The following is a 21,025-nucleotide window of genomic DNA, read 5'->3' on the forward strand; positions in this document are numbered from 1 at the left end:
CACGTTGTTGTTCTCGTTGCTCTCCGCCATGCGGTCAACGTCGTCGACCGTCGCGGTGACGGTATGCGTGCCCGCGGCCGCAGTCCAGGTTGCACCGGCGGCACCGCCGTTCGCGGTCACCGTAACCCATTCACCCGGGCCGATCGGCGCCACGTGATTGTCTGACCATACCGCGGAGCCGAGATTCCCGTCCGTTGTGAAGGCCACGCCGTGGATTACGCCGGCCTGCGTTGCACCGGTGCCCTGGTTCTTGATCGTCGCCTGCATCGTGATTGCGTCACCCGGTGCCGGGCTTGCCGGCGCCCAGGAGATCTCGGTCACGACGAGGTCGGGTGTTCCCGGCGTCGGTGTTGCAGTGGGTGTCGGTGTGGGCGTCGGGGCAGGATTGGATACCCTGATCTCAATGGGGCTCTGCAGGGCATATGTCCCCGCCTGAAGAACTATGATACCATCCCCGACGGCCTTCACTGCGGCCTGGACGACCTCGCCGTCATCGGTCCCCGCGGTTCCGCTGTCGATCACCTGGCCTGTGCTGTCTTCTGCGATGATTGTCGTGCCGTCGGTGTACACGACGATGTCGTAGGTACCCTCCGTTGGCATCTCACTTTGCGCAGCCTGTACCGGTGCAGCAACTGCGAGCACCAGGCAGAGGACTATCGCAAGAAATAGGGGTCTCTTCATACGTAATCTCCTAGAGCCTCCCCGGGAGGACCCCTTTTGGCCTCCCGGCAAGCAGGTGAGGGTGGAACCCTCAAAATTAATTTATTGCAATGACATATATACTAATTGGTTTTTGAAAATCTCGAAATTCTGTTAAATATTGTCATTGATAATTATATTTGCTTGGATTTCCATTAAGTCTGATTAAAATGTTTTTGCATCAATGGGTATAATTATATATATGATAGTTATTTTGAGGCTCAGCCCTTGCTCTAGAGGATGATGACATGGTGCGGTCTCCTGCGGGGATGCAAGCGTGGATGCCGGGGTTAAAAATGTTCCTTGCGGGATCCGTACCTTCTATGCGTGCCATGTTCTCTGGTTGTAACCGGCGGGCAGGCGCAACGCCGCGTGACGCCGCCGACGGCCTGCACCAGGGTGGTGATGGTGACGGAGACTACAAAATGGGAGTGCCAAATGTTCCGGCCCCGTCGGGGGGGCTCACGGCGAAAAGAGCAGGGAGAGGAGTTCCGGGGCCTCTATGAGCCCAAACGACCCTTTCGGCGCCTCGCGCTCGGAGAACGCGGAGACATCATCCCTCCCCTTCCCGAGCACCGCGAACGGCACCGGCTCCGCGGTGTGGGTCTTGATTCGTATCGGCGTCGGGTGGTCGGGGAGGACCGCGACGGTCGTCTCCGGGCGGTCGAGGACGATCCCGATCGCCTCGTCGAGCCGCTCGATCGCCCGCACCTTCTCCTCCACGCTCCCCATGTGTCCGGCCTCGTCGGGGGCCTCGACATGCATGTAGACGAAGTCGAGACGATCGAGGGCTTCCACCGCGTACCGGGCTTTCGCCTCGTAGTCGGTGTCGATGAACCCGGTGGCGCCGGGGACACGGATCACCTCCATCCCGGCGAGGCGGGCGATGCCGGATAGAAGGTCCACCGCGGAGATCACGCCGCCGGCAAGGCCGTACTTCTCGCGGAAAGGTGCGATGGAAGGCTTCTTCCCGCCGCTCCACGGCCAGATATCGGTTGCCGGGGTCTTCCCCTCCCGCTCGCGGCGCCGGTTCACGGGGTGGTCAACAAAGACCTCCCGTGCCCGCTCCATGCAGTCGAGGAGGAGTTCGGCGTCGTCTCCGCGCGGGAGGTATCCAGCCACCGGCTGACCGACGATGTCATGGGGCGGGGTGGTGACGGCGCCGCGCGCCCGGGAAACGACCATCAGGTTCCGGTAGCTGACCCCCGGGTGAACCTGGACGCTGCCGAGCCGGGCGTCAAGGTCGCGGAGGAGCTCGGCGCCTTCGGCGCTCGATATGTGCCCGGCGTTGAAGTCCTCCATCACGCCGTCGCGGATCGCGACCAGGTTGCACCGGTAGGCCATCTCGCCGTCCCGGAGGGAGACCCCCATGCTGGCCGCCTCGAGCGGCCCCCTCCCGGTATAGGAGGTCCGGGGGTCATAGCCAAGGATGGAGAGGTTCGCGACGTCGCTCCCCGGCTCGAACCCTGCGGGCACTGTCCGTAGCATCCCGCACCGGCCCTCGCGGGCGATCCTGTCCATATTCGGTATCTCTGCGTACTCGAGGGGCGTCCTGCCCCCCAGTTCGGCAAGCGGCTCGTCCGCCATGCCGTCCCCGAGAATGATGATGTACTTCATGCGAACCCTGTGCAGTGATCCGGGGCGACGTCACCCGAGCATGGCGCGGACCGCTGTCCGGACGCTTTCTTCCGAAGTTGTCCCGCACCGCCACCCGAGACCCTTGAGTTTCTCGACCGAGAGCTGCATCTTCGGCACGTCGCCGACCCAGCCGCGCGCTCCGCCGGTGAAGCGGTAGCGGACGCCGGAGAGACCCATCTCCTCCGTGACGATATCGGCGATCCGGACAACGTCGATCCAGTCCTCGGAACCGATGTTGAAGGTGTTCACCGGGTCGTGGGAGTGCTCGATCCCGAACTGCACGGCACGGACGCACTCCCCGACCTCCAGGTAGGATTTTGTCTGCCTGCCGTCGCCGAGGATCTCGAGTTCCTGCGGGTTCTCGTGAAGTTTTCGGATGAAGTCGGTGATGACCCCGTGCCCGCTCCGCTCGCCGATGATGTTTGCGAACCGGTAAACCCAGGACGTCATCTCAAACGAGTGGCAGTACGACGATATGAGCGCCTCGCAGGCAAGTTTCGTCGCACCGTAGACGGATATCGGTTCGAGCGGCGTGTAGGTCTCCGGCGTGGGGATGACGGCGGCATCGCCGTAGACGGTCGAGGTCGAGGTGAAGACCAGTTCCGGCACGCCATGCGCCCGCATCGCCTCGAGCACCCGGTGCGTCGCGACGATGTTGTTCCTGATCTGGGAGTCCGGGGTCACGGCGCTCTGCCGGACGTCGGGGTCCGCGGCGAGATGGTAGACCCGGTCTGCGCCGGAAAACTGCTCCTGCCACCCATCGTCGAGCAGGTTCTGCCTGACAAGGGTGACCCGCCCGCCTGCCGCGTGGGGCGCAAGGTTCCTCTCGGTGCCCGCACTGCAGTCATCGATGACCAGCACGTCGTCTCCCGCCGCTACCAGGGCATCGACGACGTGCGAGCCGATGAAACCGGCACCGCCCGTTACGATACAGAACATCATAGATTAGTATCTCTCCGACGCTATAGGGTTACTGGATGGGCACCGCTCCGGGTCTCCTCTAAAGAGGTGGTGATCTCTCACCTCTCCGCGGCCCCGCTCTCTGTGGCGATCTCCTGCGACGGAGGGAAAAGTTAATACCTGCATGGGGGCTATTTTACAGATCGGCACCTGGGATTGAGCCATATTCTTCATGGGTGCTGTTGACGGAGATCGATCAAGGAGCAGTCGAAGTGAGGGCGGTATGCATCTGTTACAGGGCCGGCATCAACGTTCCGGCGTCCTCTGGGTGCCGCGATGAAGTCCGCGGGGGAGCCGGACGATGAGTCCGCGTCCGGATCTCCGGGAATACGCCGGGATCTATCTGCGCGGCCTCGTGATGGGGGCCGTGGACGTCATCCCCGGCGTCTCGGGGGGGACGATCGCTCTCATCACCGGGATCTATGAACGGCTGATCGGAGCCATCGGCAGCATCGACCCCGCCTCGATAAAACACCTCGTACGGGGCGATTTTGCGTCTCTTTGCTCAGACATCGAGAAGATCGATCTTCCGTTCCTCGTCGTCCTTCTCGCCGGTATCGGTACCGCCTTCCTCCTGATGTCCGGGGTGATCCTCACCCTCCTCACCGAGCATACGGTAGCGACCTACTCCTTCTTCCTCGGCCTGATCATCGCCTCTGCGGTCGCTATATTCCTTGAGATCCGCTCCCCGAACGTGGTCACCGTCGCCTACCTCGTCGTTGGGGCCATCGCCGGTTACCTCATCGGGAGCCTCGGGCAGTTCGATCTCGGCCATTCCCTCCCGGTCATCTTCCTCACCGGGATGGTGGCGCTCTGCGCCATGATCCTCCCCGGGATATCGGGAGCCTACATAACCCTCGTCCTCAACCAGTACGAGTTCATGCTCGCGGCGCTCCGGGCCTTCTCCCTTCCCGAGATCGTCGCCTACGCCACCGGAGGTGTTGTGGGCCTCCTCCTCTTCACGAAGGCTCTCAAGTACCTCCTCGCGACCCACCACGCGGCGATGCTCGCCCTGCTCACCGGCCTGATGCTCGGCTCGTCGAGGACGCTCTGGGAGACGGGGTCCGCGGCCGGGGATATGGTTGCAGGCGGCTGGGTCTTCTTCATCATCGGCCTCGCCGTCGTCGGCGCGTTCGAGTACGCGAAGAGGCGTTACCAGGCCGGCACGGCCTGATCCTGGCCTTCTTTTATGGGGCGATCCGAAACCTTACTTCCACCTGGGAGGCAACGAGGTACCTATCATGTTCATCGGCATCGACCACGGCACCACTGCGATGCGCTTCTCAAGCGGAGAGGAGGAGTTCAAGATCTCCCGCGAAGAAGCCAGGCAGTTCTCGGCCGGCGACCTTGCTCGCCTTACTTCTCTCGACGAGATCGAGGGTATCGCCGTCTGCTACTCGATGGGCGACGGCATCTCGGCCGTCACCGATATCAGGAAGGTCCGGGACCGCGGCGTCGTCTCCCGGGAGGGCGCCGGCAAGCACATCGGCGGCGGCACCAGGGTCTACGACGAGATCCTCTCAAGCGGTCTTCCCGCCGTCGTCATCCCCGGGCTGCACCGTGGATCCCCGACCGATCCGCGGTTCAAGGCCTACTCCCACCAGGCGAGCCCCGAGAAGATCGGGATCCTGTATGAGGTCTCACGCGACCTCGGGGACGACGTCGTGGTCTGCGACGCGAGTTCGAACACCGTCACCCTCCTTCTGACCGCCGGAAGGATCGCCGGCGCGTTCGATGCCTGCGTCTTCGCGCCCGGCACCCGGCACGGTGCCCTCGACGTGGACGCCATCCGCCGGATCGACCGGGGCGAGTCGACGGCAAACGACGCTTTCCTCCACGCGGGTGTGGACCATACCATGCCTCCTGATCTCAGGGTGGAGACGATGGCCATGTTTGCCGCGATGGAGTGTGCCTCGATGCTCCTCCTCAATCCCGGCGCGAACGTCGCCCTCGCCGGCTCCATGGCGCCCGCCATCGCGCTGCGGGTGGAGGAACTCCTCTCCCGTGACATAACCGTCTACGACGAGTGGTGTGCGGCCCGGGGACTCGCCCGGATCGCCCGCGACGTCTTCACCGGGGCAACCGATATCCTCGGGCTCGCGGTTGAGCGGTAATCCGTGCCGGGATTGCAAAGATAGAGCCTCCCGTTTCCTACTCTTTTAAGTGACGCGGGGTAGTATACTGGACTGTGAAGAGTGGAGAGGCCGGAACTATGCAGCCAGAATGCCCCAGTATCGCCGAACTCATGCTCCTGATGACGTCGCGCCTCGAAGAGACGGCGCGCATGGTGGATCAGGCGAATTCCGGCCGATTCCTCGAAGAGATCCTCAGTGCAAAACGGATTTACCTCGCCGGGGCCGGCCGCTCCGGCCTTGTCGCACGGGCGTTTGCCCAGCGGCTGATGCATCTCGGGTTCGAGAGTTACGTCATCGGGGAGACGATCACGCCCGCGTTCGGCCCGGAAGATGTGCTCGTCGCGTTCTCGGGTTCGGGAGAGACCCGGTCGGTCGTGGACGCATGCGAGACCGCCCGGGAGATCGGGGGGAAGATCTGTCTCGTCACCTCGACTGCCGACTCGCGTATCGGCCGCATGGCCGATTGCGTCGTCGAGATCGGGAACAACCGGCTCAAAGATGCGGATATCCCGCAGGACTTCGAGATCCGCCAGCTCACCGGACAGTACCGATCGGTCTCCGGGTCGTTCGCCCCGCTCGGGACACTCTTCGAGACCGTAGCGCTGGTCTTTTCGGACGCGATCGTCTCGGCCCTCATGGAAGTGCGGCACTGCACCGCCGAGGATCTCAGAAGCCGCCTCGCAAACGTTCAGTGAGCGAGAGTCTCCGGCTTTCGCACCCTCTCCTCATGGCGCCGGCAAAAATTATCTCCTCTTGGGGGCAACAGGTGTTCCGGCCCGCCCTGTTGAGTGCCGGGTATTTATATTATTAATCATTAAGATTTAAAGGGGGTTTTTGTTTGAGAGAGTTACGCATTCACGGCAGGGGTGGTCAGGGTTCCGTGACCGCCGCCGAACTCATTGCTTACGCTGCATTCGAGGGAGGTGTCTTTTCCCAGGCATTCCCGGCCTTCGGCGTGGAACGCCGGGGCGCCCCGGTTCAGGCGTTCGTCCGGTTCAGTGACGAGAAGATCCGGCTGCGCAGCCAGGTATACGAGCCGGACTACATCATTGTGCAGGACCCGACCCTGATCGGGGATGTGGACGTCTTCAACGGCATGACTGCAGGCGGTATCGCCATCATCAACACCGAGAAGCCCGACTTCGATGCCCTGGTCCCGGAGGGCGTGAAGATCTACGCCGTCGATGCGACTACCATCGCGCTCGAAGAACTGGGCGTGCCCATCACCAATACAACCCTGATGGGTGCGTTCGCGGCAGCCACCGGCGAGATCAAACTTGATGCGCTCGAACATGCACTGCGCAGACGGTTCTCCGGGAGCATGGCCGACAAGAACGTCAGGGCGGCGGAACGTGCGTACAACCTGGTCGGGGGTGCCGTATAATGGCGCTGCGAGTCGGTTGCGTCGCACCGCCGGGGAAGGCGCTTGACAACAAGACGGGCGCCTGGCGGGTCTTCAAACCGGTCTTTGATCCCGAGACGTGCTCGAGGTGTGGCATGTGCGCCACGGTCTGTCCGGAAGGGTGCGTCCGCGAGACGGAGGAGGGCACGTTCGAGCCCGACCTCGACTACTGCAAGGGCTGCGGGATCTGCGCGGAAGTCTGTCCGAAGGACAGTATCCGGATGGAGAAGGAGGAGAAATAATGCTGGAATTTATGGAAGGGTCGCATGCGGTGGCCGAGATCGTGAAACGGTGCCGCCCGCAGGTGATCTCGGCCTACCCGATCACGCCGCAGACGCACATCGTCGAGGATCTTGCCCAGATGGTGGCGAACTGTGAGATCGATGCCGAATACATCACGGTCGAGAGCGAGTTCTCGGCCCTCTCCGCCTGTCTCGGCGCGAGCGCGGCGGGTTCCCGGGTCTACTCGGCAACGACGTCCCAGGGGCTTGCCCTGATGTTCGAGGTCTGCTTCAACGCTGCCGGGATGCGCCAGCCGATCGTGATGACGATCGCGAACCGCTCCCTCGGTGCGCCGCTCTCGATCTGGAACGATCAGCAGGACTCGATATCCCTGCGCGACTCCGGGTGGCTGCAGTTCTACGCGCAGGACAACCAGGAGACTGTCGATCTCCACATGATCGCCTATAAGGTCTGTGAAGACCACGACATCCTCCTCCCCGCATTCGTCTGTTTCGACGGGTTCATCCTCTCGCACACCTACGAGCCGGTCTCCCTCCCCATGCAGGAGGAGGCGGATGCCTATCTGCCGGCTTTTAACCCCTACCAGCGGCTGGACGCGGCAGCGCCGTTGAGTTTCGGGATGTATGCGACGCCCGAGTACTACACCGAGTTCCGCTACGAGATCAATCAGGCGCAGTATCGCGCAAAAGAGGCGTTTGTCAGGGCCGGGCGCGAGTTCGGCGAGCAGTTCGGGAGGGACTACTCCGGGCTCGTCGAAGGCTACCGGCTCGATGACGCCGATATCGCGCTTGTCGCGATGGGCTCCATCTGCGGCACCGCAAAGGACGCCATCGACGAGATGCGCGCGGCCGGACGGAAGGTGGGACTCCTGAACATCCGCGTCTTCCGGCCCTTCCCCGGCCCCGAGATCGCGGATGCCTTGAAGGGTGTCTCGAAGGTGGCGGTGCTCGACAAGAATATATCGCTCGGCAGCGGCGGGGCGGTCGGCACCGAGGTGAAGGCGGCGCTCCAGGGTTCGGGCATATCCGTGTACGACTACATCATCGCCCTCGGCGGGCGTGATGTGAGGAAGAGGGACATCGCCGCGGTCGTCGACCTCGCCGAGAAGGGAGAAGGAGATATGTTTTATGGACTACGGACGGAGGTGCTCTGAATGGCTGAGGTAGAGAAAGGATGCGAACTCTTCTCGGCAGGGCACCGGGCGTGCGGAGGGTGCGGCCCGGCGCTTGCGGCCCGACTCCTCCTCAAGGCGACCGGCGAGAACGTCATCATCTCCGCCGCCACGGGGTGCATGGAGGTCTTCTCCACGCCCTACCCGGAGACCGCGTGGGGGGTCCCCTGGATCCACTCGCTCTTCGAGAACTGTGCAGCGGTTGCATCGGGCATCGAGGCATCGCTGAAGCGGCAGGGGCGAAAGGAGAAGGTCGTCTGCATCGGCGGCGACGGTGCCACGCTCGATATCGGGGTGCTCTGCATCAGCGGCGCCTTCGAGCGCGGCCACGACATCACCTACATCTGCTACGACAACGAGGCCTACATGAACACGGGCATCCAGCGGTCGGGTGCGACGCCGTATGGTGCGAGCACCACGACGAGCCCTGCGGGGAAGTGTTCGCGGGGGAACCCCCTTCCGAAGAAGGACATGCCTCGTATCCTCGCCGCTCACGGCGCGCCCTACGTCGCGACCGCCTCGATCGCCTACCCGAACGACTTCGTCCAGAAGGTCGAGCGGGCGATCAACACCCCCGGCCCCTGCTACATCCAGGTGCATGCTCCCTGCTGCACGGGATGGGGCTTTGAGTCCGGCGAGACGCTTAACATGGCCAAACTCGCCATCGAGACCGGTCTCTGGGTGAACTACGAGATGGTCGACGGCGAGGTTGTGAAGGCAAAGAAGGTACGGCGGAGACCCGTCGAGGAGTACCTCCAGAAGCAGAAGCGTTTCCGGCACCTCTTCAAGCCCGCACGGCAGGACGACGTGATCGCGCAGATTCAGGCGATCGCCGATGCGAACGCCGAGCGGTTCGGCATCGACATCAAGAAAAAAGAATCGTCAGAATAAAGTACAGCCCGAAGAGAATCATGGCGAGTCCGCTCGCCTGCACAACTTTTTTGTAATGGGTTCCGAGGACGTTTGCTCCCCGTGAGACTGCAACGGCGAGGAGCCCGAGGAAGACGATGTCCGCACCGATGTGCCCGACGTAGAACTCGAGAAACGCCGGGTGGAGCGCGAGGAATCCGACGCCGAACGTGAGCCACCAGACCCACCAGTAGGGGTTGCCGAGTGTGCATGCGAGCCCGAGGACAACCGGCGCCCGGGTCTCCTCCTTCACAGCGACGCTCTCTCCCGCCTGGAGGAGCTGCACGGCGCCGAACGCGATCAGGACGCCCGAGCCGAGGAGGGCGACGAGGTTGATCTGCGGGATGTCGCGCACGCCGAAGGCTATGGCCGCAACCATTGCGGCCTCGGGGATGCCGTGCCCCGCGATCAGCCCTGCGACGAACCGCCCGGCCGGCCGCGCTCCGAGGCCGAGAACCGAAGCGGTCATGGGACCGGGCGAGGCGGCTCCGGAGAACCCGATCAGGAACGATGCGGCGACGATCTCGATCATCCGTCCCGTCTCCGCGAGATGAGGATGGGGAGGATCAGGACGAGCGCGACCGCGAGCCATACGGTGCCGAAGGTGGTGAGCAGGATCACCCGCTCCGGTGTGTAGAAGCGGGCCTCGACGACGGCTATCCTCTCCCAGGCGATCTCCGTGGTGCCGTTCGGTCCGGTGGAGATCTCGGCGCCGGGGCTGACCATGCCGATGAGCGGGTTTCTGACGTCAAAGCCCTCAGGCAGGTCGACGGTCACGGCATACGGCGTATCGAAGGCCACGACAAGGTGGTTATCCCTCACGGGCGCCCGGTAGGTGATCGTGTAGTTCCCCTCCGGGAAGGTGATGACGCCCCTTCCCTCTTCCCGGTACTCGACCGGGCCCGCTGGCCCGAGCACCTCGAGTTCCTCGACCTGGAGCGGGACCCGTTCCCCGAGCATCCCCGGCATCCAGAACCTGTGCTCGCTCCCCGTGACCGCGATCGAGGCCTCGTAGGCGGTGCCGTCGGGGAGCACCCGGACGACGGCCTCCTGTGCCGCCGCCGGGGCAGCGATCAGGATCAGCGCAAGGCAGAGAGCAGCGAGGGCAGGTCCGCGTCGATCTCTATGGGGGGCTCGCATTGTCGCACCACTGTTTCGGGATCTTTCAAGAGATGCCCGGTCACCACGCAGACAATCCGCTCATCCCTGTCGATCAGGCCGAGTTCGGCAAGTTTTCGTATTCCGGCGACCGAGGCCGCCGAGGCGGGTTCTACCCCGATCCCCTCTTTGCGCGCGAGATCGCGCTGCATAGAAAGGATCTCCTCGTCGGTCACGGATGCCGCCGTCCCGCCGGTCGCCCGGATGGCGACGAGTGCCTTCTCTGCGTTCACCGGGGCGCCGATCCGTATCGCGGTCGCGATGGTCTCGGGCGCGGCCTCCGGGGCCAGCACCTCGAGGTTCTGCTCTATCGCCTTCACCACCGGCTGGGAGCCGGCAGCCTGGATGCCGGTCATCATCGGCAGCCGGTCGATGAACCCGAGAGATTCGAGTTCCCGGAGCCCCTTGTAAACCGCGGAGATGTTGCCCGCGTTTCCGACGGGAAGGACTATCCGGTCGGGCACCTCTCCACCGAGCTGGTCGATCGCCTCGAACCCGATCGTCTTCTGTCCCTCCAGCCGGTAGGGGTTGACCGAGTTCAGGAGATAGAGGCCGTGGGTGATGCAGAGTTCGTGTACCATCTCGAGCGCTTTATCAAAGTTGCCACGGATGGATATGACCCGGGCGCCGTGCATCAGCGCCTGGGCGACCTTTCCGAGCGCCACCTTTCCTGCGGGCAGGAGAACGACGCAGGGGACGCCGGCCTTCGCCGCGTAGGCGGCAAGGCTCGCGGAGGTGTTCCCGGTGCTTGCACAGGCGACGCTCGTCATCCCGAGTTCGCGGGCCATGCTGACGCCCACGGTCATCCCGCGGTCCTTGAACGAACCGGTCGGGTTCATCCCCTCGTGTTTTGCGTAGAGTTCGGAGAGACCCAGCTCTTTGCCGATCTTCTTCAAGTGGTAGAGGGGGGTGCCTCCTTCCTGGAGGGAGACCGGTTCGCCCCGAACCGGGAGGAGTTCGCGGTAGCGCCAGACCGAGAGGGGGCGCCGGTTCCATTCGTTTCGTGAGACGTCGATGCCGTCCATGTCGTATTCGACGGTCAGCAGGTGTCCGCAGCGGTTGCACGTATAGATGATCTGGTCCGGTGAGTAGGTTGCACCACAATGAACGCAGACAAGACGGTACATAGAAAATCGTTGATCGCGCGGATACGTATAGATATGCTCTATTGGTTCGGGAAGGTTCGTCTCACCCCCGCCGCTCGGGCCGGACGCGGGAGACGAGCATGAAGAGGAGCCAGAGGGCGGGAGCGGCGACGAGCGCGAGGCATCCGAGTTCCTCAGCCGTCATGGCGGTCACGAACGGCGCGACGGCGAACCCTGCCGCTGCTACGACCAGCGCGATGGTGAAGGCTGCAGGGCGCACCTCAAGGAGTCCTTCGGCCCGGACACGGCCGGCCGCTCGCCGCCGGGAGAAGGGGTAGAGCCAGGCGACCCCGGCCGGGGTGCAGGTGTCCTCGACGAGGTGGAGGATGCACCCTGCAAAGAACGCGCACCCAAACGCGGGGAGGAGCGTGAGAGGCCGCCCTAACCAGGTGAGGATGAGGGCCAGATATCCGGAGAGAACGAGGGATGTCAGCGCGACGCCCGAGAACGAGTGGAGCAGCCCGCGGTGCCTGTGCCGGTAACTCTTCCGGAGGAGGAGCATGAAGACGAGGGAGATCGGGTAGTAGATGAGATACCTGATGGTATAGCCGAAGATCGGGAGCACCACGGCAAAACCGTTTACGACCTGTCCTCTCTTCCCTTTCGCGCCGGCAATTCTGCCGTTGAATATCGCTGCATCGACGGCGTCTGCGTCCGGGGCAAGCGATCCGACGAAGACGCCGAAGAAGATGACGGCGATCGCGGCCGGGTCGATGGCGGTGGCCCCGGGAGCGAGAAGGAGCGCTGTCGTGGCGAGACTGAGCGATACATGCTGGTTACCCCGCATCAGAAATCTCTAAAATTTAGAGAGCAGACGGTGATAAAGGTCACTTCTGCGGTCTGAAAGTGAAGGGATGCTGGACCGGGCATCATAAACCGCTACAGGATCGACCTCGACGGTGAGGGCCTCTTCTCCGGCCCCGCACCGGCCGATGATGGTGCCGTCCGGATCGGCGGCGAGCGACCCCCCGCACCAGGGCGCGCCCGGCCGGCCGGCCGTGTTGATCCCGGCCACATAGTAGCGGTTCTCAAGAGCCCGTGCGAGGATCAGGGTCTCCCAGTGAGAGAGCCGGGAGCAGGGCCATGCCGCCGGGACCAGCATGCACTCCGCGCCGGCGAGAGCGTAGATGCGGAAGAGTTCCGGGAACCGCAGATCGTAGCAGACGGCAATCCCGAACTTCGTCCCGTCGACGGTGAACGTGGCGATGCGATCGCCTGCGGTGTAGTGCCGGTCCTCCGCCTCGGGGGAGAAGAGATGGATCTTCGCGTAGGCGGCGAGGAGTTCCCCATCTTCACCGAGCACCACGACGGTGTTTTTCGGACGTCTCTCTCGCCCCGCTTCGACGACCGATCCTGCGACCGCGATGCCGTTCTCCTCTGCTATCCGCGAAAACGCAGCCGTGAGCGGGCCGTCCAGGGGCTCGCCGGAGCCTGAGGGGACTTTTGGGATCCATCCGGTCACGAACTGCTCGGGAAAACAGATGAGCGATGCTCCCGCCGCCGCGGCATCGGCGGCCATCCGGTCGGCCGCCTCAAGCCTCTCAAGAGTGCTGCCACGGCCGCCTCCAACCTGCGCAAGTGTTATCTTCGTCATTCTTGAGACGGGTTAATCTCCCGGCCCTTGTCGGAGAAGATGAGCATGGCGGCGCCGATGACGATGAGAACGGCGAGCGCCACCATGACGTACGGGGCGAACGGGATAACGACAGCGAACATCTGCGCCGCGATCAGGATCCCGCCTGCAATGATGCAGGTGCTGATCAGGGCGGCTCCGGGAAGCGTAAGGTTGTGGGTCATGCAGTACCTCCGGTGAGTATGGGGAAGGCGGTTTTGATGCCGATGAGGATAAACTGGACTGCGATTGCGACGAGGAGCATCCCCATCAGTCGGTTGGCGGCGCGGTACTCCCGCTGGCCGATGCGCCGGACGATGACGTCGGCGTTCCGCATCATGTAATAGGTGAGCCCGATGGCCGTAACGGCCGCGAGCGGCACGATGGCGAGTGCGGCGATGTTCATGTTCATCGCACCGTTTGTGGCCATCGCCTCGTTCATCAGCACGATCACGGAGGTGATGGCACCGGGCCCCGCTATCATCGGGATCGCGAGCGGCATGACGGCGATATCGTCCGCGTCCTGTCCTTCGTACTTCTCGGTAGCCGTCATCTTCGTCCGGGAAGTCTTGGCGTAGATCATGTCCATACCTATGCCGAAGAGGAGGACGCCGCCTGCGATGCGGAACGCCTCGATGGAGATACCGAAGAGTTGCAGGATCCAACCGCCTGCAAAGGTGAAGAGCAGCAGGGTGACCAGGGCGAACCAGGTTGCGTCGCGGGCGACCTTGAGTTTGGCCGCCTGGTCCATCGTGCCGGTGAGGGAGACGAAGATCAGGGTGGCTGCGAGAGGGTTCACTACGATGAGGATCGAAGAGAAACTCAGCAACGCAAAACTCAGGAGATCCACCATTTATAGTCTGATATTCGGGAGGTTTGATATTAGCACTTGTGGTTTGGGGGGAGGAAGGGCGATTCGTTGCTCCGGAAATCCTCTTTTGTGAAGGATTTTTCCAGCGAAGGGGGGCGGTGGTGCTGGGTTATTCCTGTGCGGGCCCTTTTCGTGGTCCGGGATGTTTGCGGCGTGGCTGGGGGGTGGGGTTATACAATGAGGAAAGCCTGGCACAGCAGACTGTGGGGCTATCGCCACGCACTGCCCCCGCCCCCCTTGGGGCGGGGGAGGAGGCCGGAGGCCGGGCGGGGTGGGGGCGAAGGGAATCTCAGGACGACTTTTGTGTGGTAGAGACAGGGGAGGGGGCACGCCCCCTCCCCGCGAGCCGCCACCCCCAATGGCGATACCCCCTTGAAATCCGTGCCAGGTGCAACCGAAGAAAATTGTCAGGTGCGCAGGCCACCACGGTCTACCGCACGGGGTCTTTCCTCACATCGGCTACTTTGTCGCAACCGCATACCCAAAACTCTTCACAGCGTGGTAATTATCGTTGGACGTCCATTTGTGCCGTACACAACTCCAGCAACCCGACACTGTGCGGCCAAAGGCCCGGACTATATCCCGTAAGCCGCGCAAAAGCAAAATCCCCCCACACCGCTACGCAACAAAAGTTCAAGAAAAAGAAACGACTCCGCCGGAATCCGGCGGTTTCCCCGTTCACTCGTAGAGGACGGGCTCGTCGATCCGGGAGTAGCCGATCAGTTCGCCCGGTGCGAAGTGGATGCCGAGTTCGCGGGCGGCGCTCTCGGGGGAGTCGGATGCGTGGATCACGTTCCGCCCGATATCGAGCGCGAAATCGCCGCGGATAGAGCCCGGTGCAGCCTCTGCGGGGTTGGTGGCGCCGACCATCATGCGGACGACCGCGGCGGCACCCTTCCCCTCCCAGGCCATCAGGAAGCAGGGTCCGCTCATGATGTAGGCCTTAAGGCCGGGGAAGAAGGGCTTCTCCTTGTGTTCACGGTACTGCTCGACGACCCGCTCCTCGGGGAGGCGTTCGAGTTTCGCCCCGACGAGTTTGAGGCCCTTCGCCTCGAACCGGGAGACGATCTCCCCGACGAGTCCGCGCTGGACGCCGTCGGGCTTGACCATCACGAAGGTGCGGTCCATCGGGATCACTCTTTACCGCGGGCTTTCCGTCCGGCCGCGGTCCACTCGACGCGGCGCGGCACCCGGCCGAGCCTGTAGTTGTTCTGACACTTGGCGCTGCAGAAGTAGTAGATGGTTCCGTCTTTCTTGACGAACATCTTGCCGGTTCCGGGTTCCAGAGCCTCTCCACAGAAAGTGCAGATGTATCTGTCGACCATGGTTACCGCCTCGAGAGTTTCTTCGCCTCACGCTCGGTCTCGAGCAGCGAAAGGATGTCTCCCTCCCTGATCGGGCCCACCGTGTTGCGGGTGATGATCCGCCCCTTGTTCGGGCCATCGAGAACCCGGCACTTCACCTGCTGGGCTTCGCCATGCATCCCGGTCATGCCGATGATCTCGATAACTTCTGCGGGCGTTCCGTCGTTTGCCATAATTTACCCCTCACGCTCTCAGTGCAGCAATCTGCTTCGCGATCTCATCGACGAGGTCCTTCGCCTTGCCGGACTTGACGATCGCGGCGGCTGCCGAGCCGACCTCGAGGCCGCTCGCAGAGCCGATATCGTTCTGCTTGCTGATATAGACGAACGGGATCTGCTTCTCCTCGCAGAGCAGCGGCAGATGCATCACAATTTCTTCTGGCTCAACGTCTGATCCGATGAGAACCAGCTGGGCAATGTTGCGCTCAACTGCTTTCGTTGCCTCGTTCGACCCCTTCTTCACCTTGCCGGTATCTCTTGCGATCTCAAGGGCTTCAAGGGCCTTATTCTGGATCTCTTCCGGAATCTCGAATTTTACGTATGCCTTTGCCATAACTCACCTCTTTCGGGTGCAGCTCTCTGCTGCTCCGTCATCATTCATCAGTAGCGTAGCTGATCGAATGCGCTGTATTATGTCAATAAGAGGAGGGATAAATGTTTGTCATTCCCCCTCCGGAGAGGGGGTGGAGTTCCGCAGTTTTCGCGCTGGCCCGCATGGACGTGGTCGCAAGCTGATCATGCGGGGATCTGGTAGATCTGGACTCCTTCTCTGTCGTAAATGAGTTCGAGCGCATCTGTGGGGATCGAGACGGTGTAGCGCTCGCGCTCTGCCGCACCTACGTAGAGCAGGGTGGCGTTGTATGCCCGCGCAAGGTCGACGGTCCGGGTGGGCTGCTCGTATATCGCCCGCACATCGGCGCTCCGCTCGCCGATACGCCCCTCGTCGCCCCGCCACATGTACTCGTGGAAGGGCATCCCGACGACGGCCGGGATACCGGTGAATGAGGAGACCCTTGAGTAGTAGGTGTAGTCGCCGCCCTCCGCCTCGATGATGACGTGGTCGCCGGGAAGACCCCGGAGGAACGCGATCGCCGCTGCGTCGCCCGGGTGCGAGCCATAGAGGTATGCCGCGCCGTCGAGGGTGCGGCTCCCGTAGCCGAAATCGACGTTGATCGCGAAGGGCGCGACGAGAAGCAGAACGGCGGCCAGTGCCGGGAGCGCCTTCTCCATCCTCTCCGGGATCCGCCGGTCGATCCCGGTGCCCCGGAGCCACTCCCCGAGGACCACGAGGCTCGCCGTCCCCATCAGGAACCACGCGGGAAGATAGAACTTGAAGACCGTGTTCATCCGGAAGTAGGTCTCCCCCATGTTGTCCACGAGATAGATGAGTTCGGTGACGAGGACGATCGTGAGCCCGAGGATGGCAAGCGTGTCTGTGGCCGAGAACCGGCGGCGGGCGAGGAGGTAGACCAGCGGGACGGCGGCGATGGCCGCCGCCGGGTAGCCGGCGAGCACGAACGGCACCGCGGCGAGGAGGAGGTAGGGGCGCCTCCGGATATCCGGGGCGCAGTAGGCGACCAGCACCGCGAGGAAGAACCCGTGAACCAGCAGAAACTCCACCGGTGCGGAGGGCACGGGGACGGTTCCGACTCCCGCGACGCCGGGGCTGTTGAGCTGCAGGTAGAACGGGAGGTAGGTCAGGATCGCGAGCGGCGGCACTGTTGCAAGCACCATCCAGGAGTTCCGGCTGTCCGGCCGGAGGTTCCCGTAGCGCCACCATATCAGGAGGCCGAAGACCAGCGTGACCGGGGCATAGACCAGCACGTCCCAGGAGTTGAACCCGGGCATCGACCCGAGGGAGAGAGCGGCAAGCCCGCAGAGGATTGCCCTCCCCCGCATGGAGAGTTCTCCCCACCGCAGGTAGGCGAAGACCAGGAGAAAGAGCAGGAATCCCTGGTTGAAGAAACTCATGACGTGTGGGTGCACGTCGCCCCAGAGCATCGAGAAGATGGGGTACTCGTTGATGGTGTTCTCGATCGTCCGGGTACTCCCCCAGAGGACATCGAACCAGGCGTCCCCGATGAGGATGTGATAGAAGGCTGAGGGGTTCGGGAGGAAGAGCGCAACCACCGGGAGCCACCGGTGGCGGTCGAGGAGGAGGTGTCCGAGGGCGTAGAGCGAGACGACGGAGAGGCCGAGCACCGTCGGGAGGATGAGGTTGAACGTGACCGTCGAAGGCACGCCGGATACAAGCCCGAGCGCCCCGCCCGTCCAGTAGCCGAGGTAGTAATAGACGTCCAGCGTCCCCCCCGCGTACCAGGGGTCGAGCGGCGGGACGGCGGGCATCCGCATGATCGAGGCGAGGATCGCGTGGTCCATGAACTTCTCGGCGTAGGAGATGGTCGGGTTGATCCAGCGCACCTCGAGCATGAAGAGGAAGGGGAGCAGGAAGGCGAGATCCCAGGTGAGCGCCGACCGCAGCCGCTCCCTCGTGAAGAACCCCCGTGCACCTGCGTACGCGATCGCGGCTGCGAACGGCAGAAGGGCGAGGACGATCGGAAGGCCCGAGAGGCCCAGGTACCACGTGCCGAGCGTGAAGAGGAGGACCGATGCCGGGTAGGCGGCCGCCGCCGCGAGGCTCCCGAGGGTGCGGTCGAGCGCCGGCCAGACGGCGAGATGGAGCATCTTGACGACCGCGAGCCAGAACAGCACGGGAATGACGAACTCAATCGCCAAACGTATCCTCCGTCTTGATCTCCCTGTTGAACGCTCGCTTCAAGAGGTCCATCGACCAGTCGCCGAAGTAGTAGATCGACCCGACGCCACCGACGAGCGTGACCAGGTTCTTGATCAGGTGGTCGATGACCGCGATCAGCGTCGCCGTGACCGCCGGGGTTCCCGCGAGCCCAAACGTCAGGGCGAGTGCGAGTTCGTAGGTGCCCACTCCACCTGGGGTGATCGGAACGGCCTTGACGAGGTTGCCGATGACGATCGCGAGGACGACGATGCCGAAGGGAACCGGGACCTGGAACATCAGGACGACCGCGTAGCAGACCAGCACGTCGACGAGCCATATCAGGAGCGATGAGCCGCTGAGCACGCCGAGGGCCCGGGGATTGAGGGAGGCCCGCTTCACTTCGTCGAGCATCCGCTGGACGGCGACGACGATCCGGTTCTCGGACTTCATCCGGCCCGACCAGAGGAGCACGGCGAAGAAGACGACTCCTGCAGCGAGGGGGACGATAATGACCGTAAGGAACCAGTCGGGGACGTCGAGAACGGCGAGGACGAACGGGAGTGCGACGGCCCCGAGCACCGCGATCATCAGAATATCGAAGACGCGCTCGACAACGAGTGACGAGAACCCCTGCGAGTAGGTGGCGTCATCCTCGTGCTTTAAGATGAGCATCCGCACGAGATCGCCGAGACGCGCGGGAACGATGAGGTTCGCCGTCTGGGAGATGAAGATGCAGGCGGTCGCAAAGCCGAGACTCTTCCTGATGTCAAGCCCCTGCAGGATGAACCGGTACCGGTACCCCCGGAGAACCCAGGCAACAACGCAGATCCCGACGGCGGCAAAGAGGAAGGGTATTACGGCGTGCTCAAGCGTCAGCAGGAGGTCGTCCCATACGCGGTAGAGCATGTAGGCGACGATCCCGACCGCGATCAGGGTAGGGATGACGACCGCGCTAACTTTTTTCCACATGGAGCCGCCACCAGAGACGAAGTATCGCCGATCCCATATCAACTACGTCGTTCCTCCGTACCGTCGTCCCCTCGCCCTGCCGCCATTGCACGGGGAACTCGCGTATCCGGTAACCGTTCTTCTGCGCCCGAACCAGCACCTCGGTGTCCCAGAACCAGTGATCTGCGGTCACCGACGGGAGCAGGGAGAGAATACGGTCGCGCCGGAACGCCTTGAACCCGCACTGGTGATCGCGGAGCGAACTCCCGAGGATCGTCCGGACAAGCGTGTTGTAACCGCGGCTTGCGATCTCCCGCCCGCCGCTCCGTACGATGGTGCTCTCGGGGAGGAGGCGGGAGCCGGTTGCGATGTCGTGGCCATCGCGGATGGTATCGATCAGCTCGGGGAGATGCCGCATGTCGGTCGCAAGATCCACGTCGTAGTAGCAGACTATCGATCCCGAGGCTGCGGTAAACGCGCGGTTGAGCGCCCGCCCCCGTCCGAGCCGCTCGTCGGAGTGGAGCAGGCGGACCCGGGGGTCTTTTCCCTCACACTCCCTGACGAACTCCGTGCTCCCGTCGGTACTCCCGTCCTCGGCGACGATGAGTTCGAACCCTCCCGGGGCGATCACCTCCAGGGTATCAAGCGACCGTGGTATGGCGGCCCTGAGTGCCTTAAGATCGTTATAGACCGGAAGGACGGCGCTCACCTCGATCTCACGCATCCGGGTACCTCGCGAGAACCCTCTTTGCCACTTCCTGCCCGGCAACGACCGAACCGTTCATGCTCCGCTCCGGGTAATTCGGGGGGCTGAACATCCCGGCGAGGAAGAGTCCGTGCTCTTCGTAGTCGGGCAGGCGCTTCCTGAGCCCTGTTGTGTAGACCGGGCCGGCATACGGGTCGACCGCGAGCCGGTGCCAGTGCACCTCGTCCTCGCCGACAGAGAACCGGCGGCAGAAGTCGGCAAGCATCGACTGCTCGAACCCCTCCGGGAGCCGGCCCGTGAAGTAGGATGCAAGGTAGACGATATGCTCGCCGTACCACTCGAATGGGGCGAAGTTGGTGTGCGAGACCACCGCACCGTAAGGAGCCGCATCCTTCATGTTCAGCCAGTATACCCCGTCGGTCACGTCCCGGTCGAGCGCGAGGGTCATGCAGGCGGCGCCCTGGTAGGGTATTTTGGCGATATCGAGACCGGAAAGGTCGGCGGTCACCTGGGGGGGGAGCGTCGATACGACGGCATCGTATGGTTTCCCGTTGACGATCCAGCCGCTCCCTTCCCGCCGGATCTCCTCGACGGGAGTGTCCGGCACGATCGAGGCCCCCCGTCGCACCGCCTCTTCCTCGAGCCGTGCTATGAAGTGCCGGAATCCCCCTTTCAGGTATCCGAGGCGCTCGCCCCCGGCACCCCGGTCGGATCGGATGGCGATGCGGGATATGAGCCAGGCCGCGGAGACCTCGCCACGGCGCTCCCCGAACTTGCTCTTTAAGAGCGGTTCGAAGAACGAAGCATAGATCCCGGAGCCGAGGTTGTCCAGGATGAACTCCTCCGCGGTGATCTCGTCGAGCGCCGAGACGTCGAGCCGCCGGGAACGCAGGGTCAGCAGGCCGAGACGGGCCTTATCCATGAACGTGAGATGGGGGTAGCGCAGGATCTCGGTCAGGGTGGTGAGCGGGTGGATGGTTCCGTCGACGTAATAGCCGGTGGATCCTCGAAGCCATACCAGCCGATCGGCTACCTGCAGCGTATCGAAGAGATCGAGCAGGGCGGCATCGCCCGCAAAACAATGATGGTAATACTCCTCGATCCAGTAATCGCCGATCCGGTACGAACCGAGGCATCCGCCCGGAACGGGCCTTCGCTCAAAGAGATCTACCTGGTGTCTCCCGGCAAGTTCGAGAGCCGAGACCAGACCGGACAGACCTCCCCCCACAACGCAGATCTTCATCCTTCACCCCTATGTATGAAAATTATAAGAATCCTGGGTTATAATGTATGCATGGTCTTTATACATAAGCGTGGATATAATTAAT

At 63.1% G+C, this 21,025-nt stretch carries 25 protein-coding genes; 7 read left to right on the top strand and 18 right to left on the bottom strand.

All coding sequences use genetic code 11. From position 1 onward, the window contains the following. The 3 genes from FKB36_RS12275 to FKB36_RS12285 all read right to left on the bottom strand — a co-directional run. Nucleotides 1-681, bottom strand: a 681-nt coding sequence (locus FKB36_RS12275; RefSeq protein WP_315901840.1) for a CARDB domain-containing protein, incomplete at its 3' end; no start/stop codon positions are given. 480 nt (nucleotides 682-1,161) lie between these two features. Further along, nucleotides 1,162-2,316 (bottom strand): cofactor-independent phosphoglycerate mutase, encoded by a 1,155-nt coding sequence (locus FKB36_RS12280; protein WP_261598385.1) that lies wholly within the window; start codon nucleotides 2,314-2,316, stop codon nucleotides 1,162-1,164. Between the two features lie 30 nt (nucleotides 2,317-2,346). Next, nucleotides 2,347-3,279 carry an NAD-dependent epimerase/dehydratase family protein gene (locus tag FKB36_RS12285; protein ID WP_390895717.1) on the bottom strand — a complete coding sequence of 311 codons (933 nt, stop codon included), beginning with the start codon at nucleotides 3,277-3,279 and terminating at the stop codon, nucleotides 2,347-2,349. A gap of 319 nt (nucleotides 3,280-3,598) precedes the next feature. Here FKB36_RS12285 and FKB36_RS12290 point away from each other — a divergent pair, with 319 nt between their 5' ends. From FKB36_RS12290 to FKB36_RS12320, 7 genes are all read left to right on the top strand, one after another. Further along, nucleotides 3,599-4,471: a DUF368 domain-containing protein gene (locus tag FKB36_RS12290; protein WP_261598386.1), complete on the top strand. Its 873-nt coding sequence runs from the start codon at nucleotides 3,599-3,601 to the stop codon at nucleotides 4,469-4,471. A 67-nt stretch (nucleotides 4,472-4,538) separates the two neighbouring features. Continuing rightward, the gene (locus FKB36_RS12295) at nucleotides 4,539-5,411 is read left to right on the top strand and encodes a methanogenesis marker 12 protein (protein ID WP_261598387.1); all 873 of its coding nucleotides are present in this window, start codon (nucleotides 4,539-4,541) and stop codon (nucleotides 5,409-5,411) included. A gap of 98 nt (nucleotides 5,412-5,509) precedes the next feature. After that, on the top strand, nucleotides 5,510-6,127 hold the full coding sequence (gene hxlB / locus FKB36_RS12300; RefSeq protein WP_261598388.1) for a 6-phospho-3-hexuloisomerase: 618 nt from the start codon (nucleotides 5,510-5,512) through the stop codon (nucleotides 6,125-6,127). Between the two features lie 143 nt (nucleotides 6,128-6,270). Then, nucleotides 6,271-6,816: a pyruvate ferredoxin oxidoreductase subunit gamma gene (locus FKB36_RS12305; protein WP_261598389.1), complete on the top strand. Its 546-nt coding sequence runs from the start codon at nucleotides 6,271-6,273 to the stop codon at nucleotides 6,814-6,816. Then, on the top strand, nucleotides 6,816-7,076 hold the full coding sequence (locus FKB36_RS12310) for a 4Fe-4S binding protein (RefSeq protein ID WP_261598390.1): 261 nt from the start codon (nucleotides 6,816-6,818) through the stop codon (nucleotides 7,074-7,076). Before FKB36_RS12305 ends, FKB36_RS12310 begins: the two co-directional genes overlap by 1 nt. Further along, nucleotides 7,076-8,230 carry a transketolase C-terminal domain-containing protein gene (locus FKB36_RS12315; protein ID WP_261598391.1) on the top strand — a complete coding sequence of 385 codons (1,155 nt, stop codon included), beginning with the start codon at nucleotides 7,076-7,078 and terminating at the stop codon, nucleotides 8,228-8,230. Before FKB36_RS12310 ends, FKB36_RS12315 begins: the two co-directional genes overlap by 1 nt. Further along, on the top strand, nucleotides 8,231-9,139 hold the full coding sequence (locus tag FKB36_RS12320) for a thiamine pyrophosphate-dependent enzyme (RefSeq protein WP_261598392.1): 909 nt from the start codon (nucleotides 8,231-8,233) through the stop codon (nucleotides 9,137-9,139). On the opposite strand, the gene FKB36_RS12325 is transcribed toward FKB36_RS12320, so the two are convergent. The 15 genes from FKB36_RS12325 to FKB36_RS12395 all read right to left on the bottom strand — a co-directional run bounded on the left by FKB36_RS12325 (nucleotide 9,114) and on the right by FKB36_RS12395 (nucleotide 20,940). Further along, nucleotides 9,114-9,689: a LysE family translocator gene (locus FKB36_RS12325; protein WP_261598393.1), complete on the bottom strand. Its 576-nt coding sequence runs from the start codon at nucleotides 9,687-9,689 to the stop codon at nucleotides 9,114-9,116. The genes FKB36_RS12320 and FKB36_RS12325 overlap by 26 nt on opposite strands. Beyond that, a complete protein-coding gene (locus FKB36_RS12330) occupies nucleotides 9,686-10,297 on the bottom strand; it encodes a DUF5803 family protein (protein WP_261598394.1) in 612 nt (203 codons plus the stop codon). Before FKB36_RS12330 ends, FKB36_RS12325 begins: the two co-directional genes overlap by 4 nt. Then, complete coding sequence (gene thrC, locus FKB36_RS12335) at nucleotides 10,237-11,442, bottom strand: threonine synthase (RefSeq protein WP_261598395.1); 1,206 nt, start codon at nucleotides 11,440-11,442, stop codon at nucleotides 10,237-10,239. The genes FKB36_RS12330 and thrC overlap by 61 nt, the downstream gene beginning before the upstream one ends. A gap of 61 nt (nucleotides 11,443-11,503) precedes the next feature. Continuing rightward, entirely contained in the window at nucleotides 11,504-12,247 is a 744-nt protein-coding gene (locus tag FKB36_RS12340) for a metal-dependent hydrolase (RefSeq protein ID WP_261598396.1), read from the bottom strand. A 9-nt stretch (nucleotides 12,248-12,256) separates the two neighbouring features. After that, nucleotides 12,257-13,054, bottom strand: coding sequence for a nitrilase-related carbon-nitrogen hydrolase (locus FKB36_RS12345; protein WP_261598397.1), 798 nt, complete (start codon nucleotides 13,052-13,054; stop codon nucleotides 12,257-12,259). Continuing rightward, nucleotides 13,051-13,257 (bottom strand): hypothetical protein, encoded by a 207-nt coding sequence (locus FKB36_RS12350; protein ID WP_261598398.1) that lies wholly within the window; start codon nucleotides 13,255-13,257, stop codon nucleotides 13,051-13,053. The genes FKB36_RS12345 and FKB36_RS12350 overlap by 4 nt, the downstream gene beginning before the upstream one ends. Beyond that, complete coding sequence (locus FKB36_RS12355) at nucleotides 13,254-13,925, bottom strand: MarC family protein (RefSeq protein WP_261598399.1); 672 nt, start codon at nucleotides 13,923-13,925, stop codon at nucleotides 13,254-13,256. Before FKB36_RS12355 ends, FKB36_RS12350 begins: the two co-directional genes overlap by 4 nt. A 696-nt stretch (nucleotides 13,926-14,621) precedes the next feature. Next, nucleotides 14,622-15,071, bottom strand: a complete 450-nt coding sequence (gene ndk, locus FKB36_RS12360; protein WP_261598400.1) for a nucleoside-diphosphate kinase — start codon at nucleotides 15,069-15,071, stop codon at nucleotides 14,622-14,624. 5 nt (nucleotides 15,072-15,076) lie between these two features. Next, nucleotides 15,077-15,268 (bottom strand): 50S ribosomal protein L24e, encoded by a 192-nt coding sequence (locus FKB36_RS12365; protein WP_261598401.1) that lies wholly within the window; start codon nucleotides 15,266-15,268, stop codon nucleotides 15,077-15,079. 2 nt (nucleotides 15,269-15,270) lie between these two features. Further along, nucleotides 15,271-15,480 (bottom strand): 30S ribosomal protein S28e, encoded by a 210-nt coding sequence (locus FKB36_RS12370; protein WP_011843564.1) that lies wholly within the window; start codon nucleotides 15,478-15,480, stop codon nucleotides 15,271-15,273. Nucleotides 15,481-15,490: 10 nt separating this feature from the next. After that, nucleotides 15,491-15,859 carry a 50S ribosomal protein L7Ae gene (rpl7ae, locus tag FKB36_RS12375; protein ID WP_261598402.1) on the bottom strand — a complete coding sequence of 123 codons (369 nt, stop codon included), beginning with the start codon at nucleotides 15,857-15,859 and terminating at the stop codon, nucleotides 15,491-15,493. 182 nt (nucleotides 15,860-16,041) lie between these two features. Then, nucleotides 16,042-18,042 (bottom strand): DUF2298 domain-containing protein, encoded by a 2,001-nt coding sequence (locus tag FKB36_RS12380; RefSeq protein ID WP_261598403.1) that lies wholly within the window; start codon nucleotides 18,040-18,042, stop codon nucleotides 16,042-16,044. Continuing rightward, nucleotides 18,032-19,012, bottom strand: coding sequence for a lysylphosphatidylglycerol synthase transmembrane domain-containing protein (locus FKB36_RS12385; RefSeq protein ID WP_261598404.1), 981 nt, complete (start codon nucleotides 19,010-19,012; stop codon nucleotides 18,032-18,034). Before FKB36_RS12385 ends, FKB36_RS12380 begins: the two co-directional genes overlap by 11 nt. After that, the gene (locus FKB36_RS12390; RefSeq protein WP_261598405.1) at nucleotides 18,996-19,715 is read right to left on the bottom strand and encodes a dolichyl-phosphate beta-glucosyltransferase; all 720 of its coding nucleotides are present in this window, start codon (nucleotides 19,713-19,715) and stop codon (nucleotides 18,996-18,998) included. Before FKB36_RS12390 ends, FKB36_RS12385 begins: the two co-directional genes overlap by 17 nt. Further along, the gene (locus tag FKB36_RS12395; RefSeq protein ID WP_261598406.1) at nucleotides 19,708-20,940 is read right to left on the bottom strand and encodes an NAD(P)/FAD-dependent oxidoreductase; all 1,233 of its coding nucleotides are present in this window, start codon (nucleotides 20,938-20,940) and stop codon (nucleotides 19,708-19,710) included. Before FKB36_RS12395 ends, FKB36_RS12390 begins: the two co-directional genes overlap by 8 nt. Nucleotides 20,941-21,025: the final 85 nt, after the last annotated feature.

This window comes from Methanoculleus formosensis, from assembly GCF_025384765.1.
GTDB lineage: Archaea > Halobacteriota > Methanomicrobia > Methanomicrobiales > Methanoculleaceae > Methanoculleus > Methanoculleus formosensis.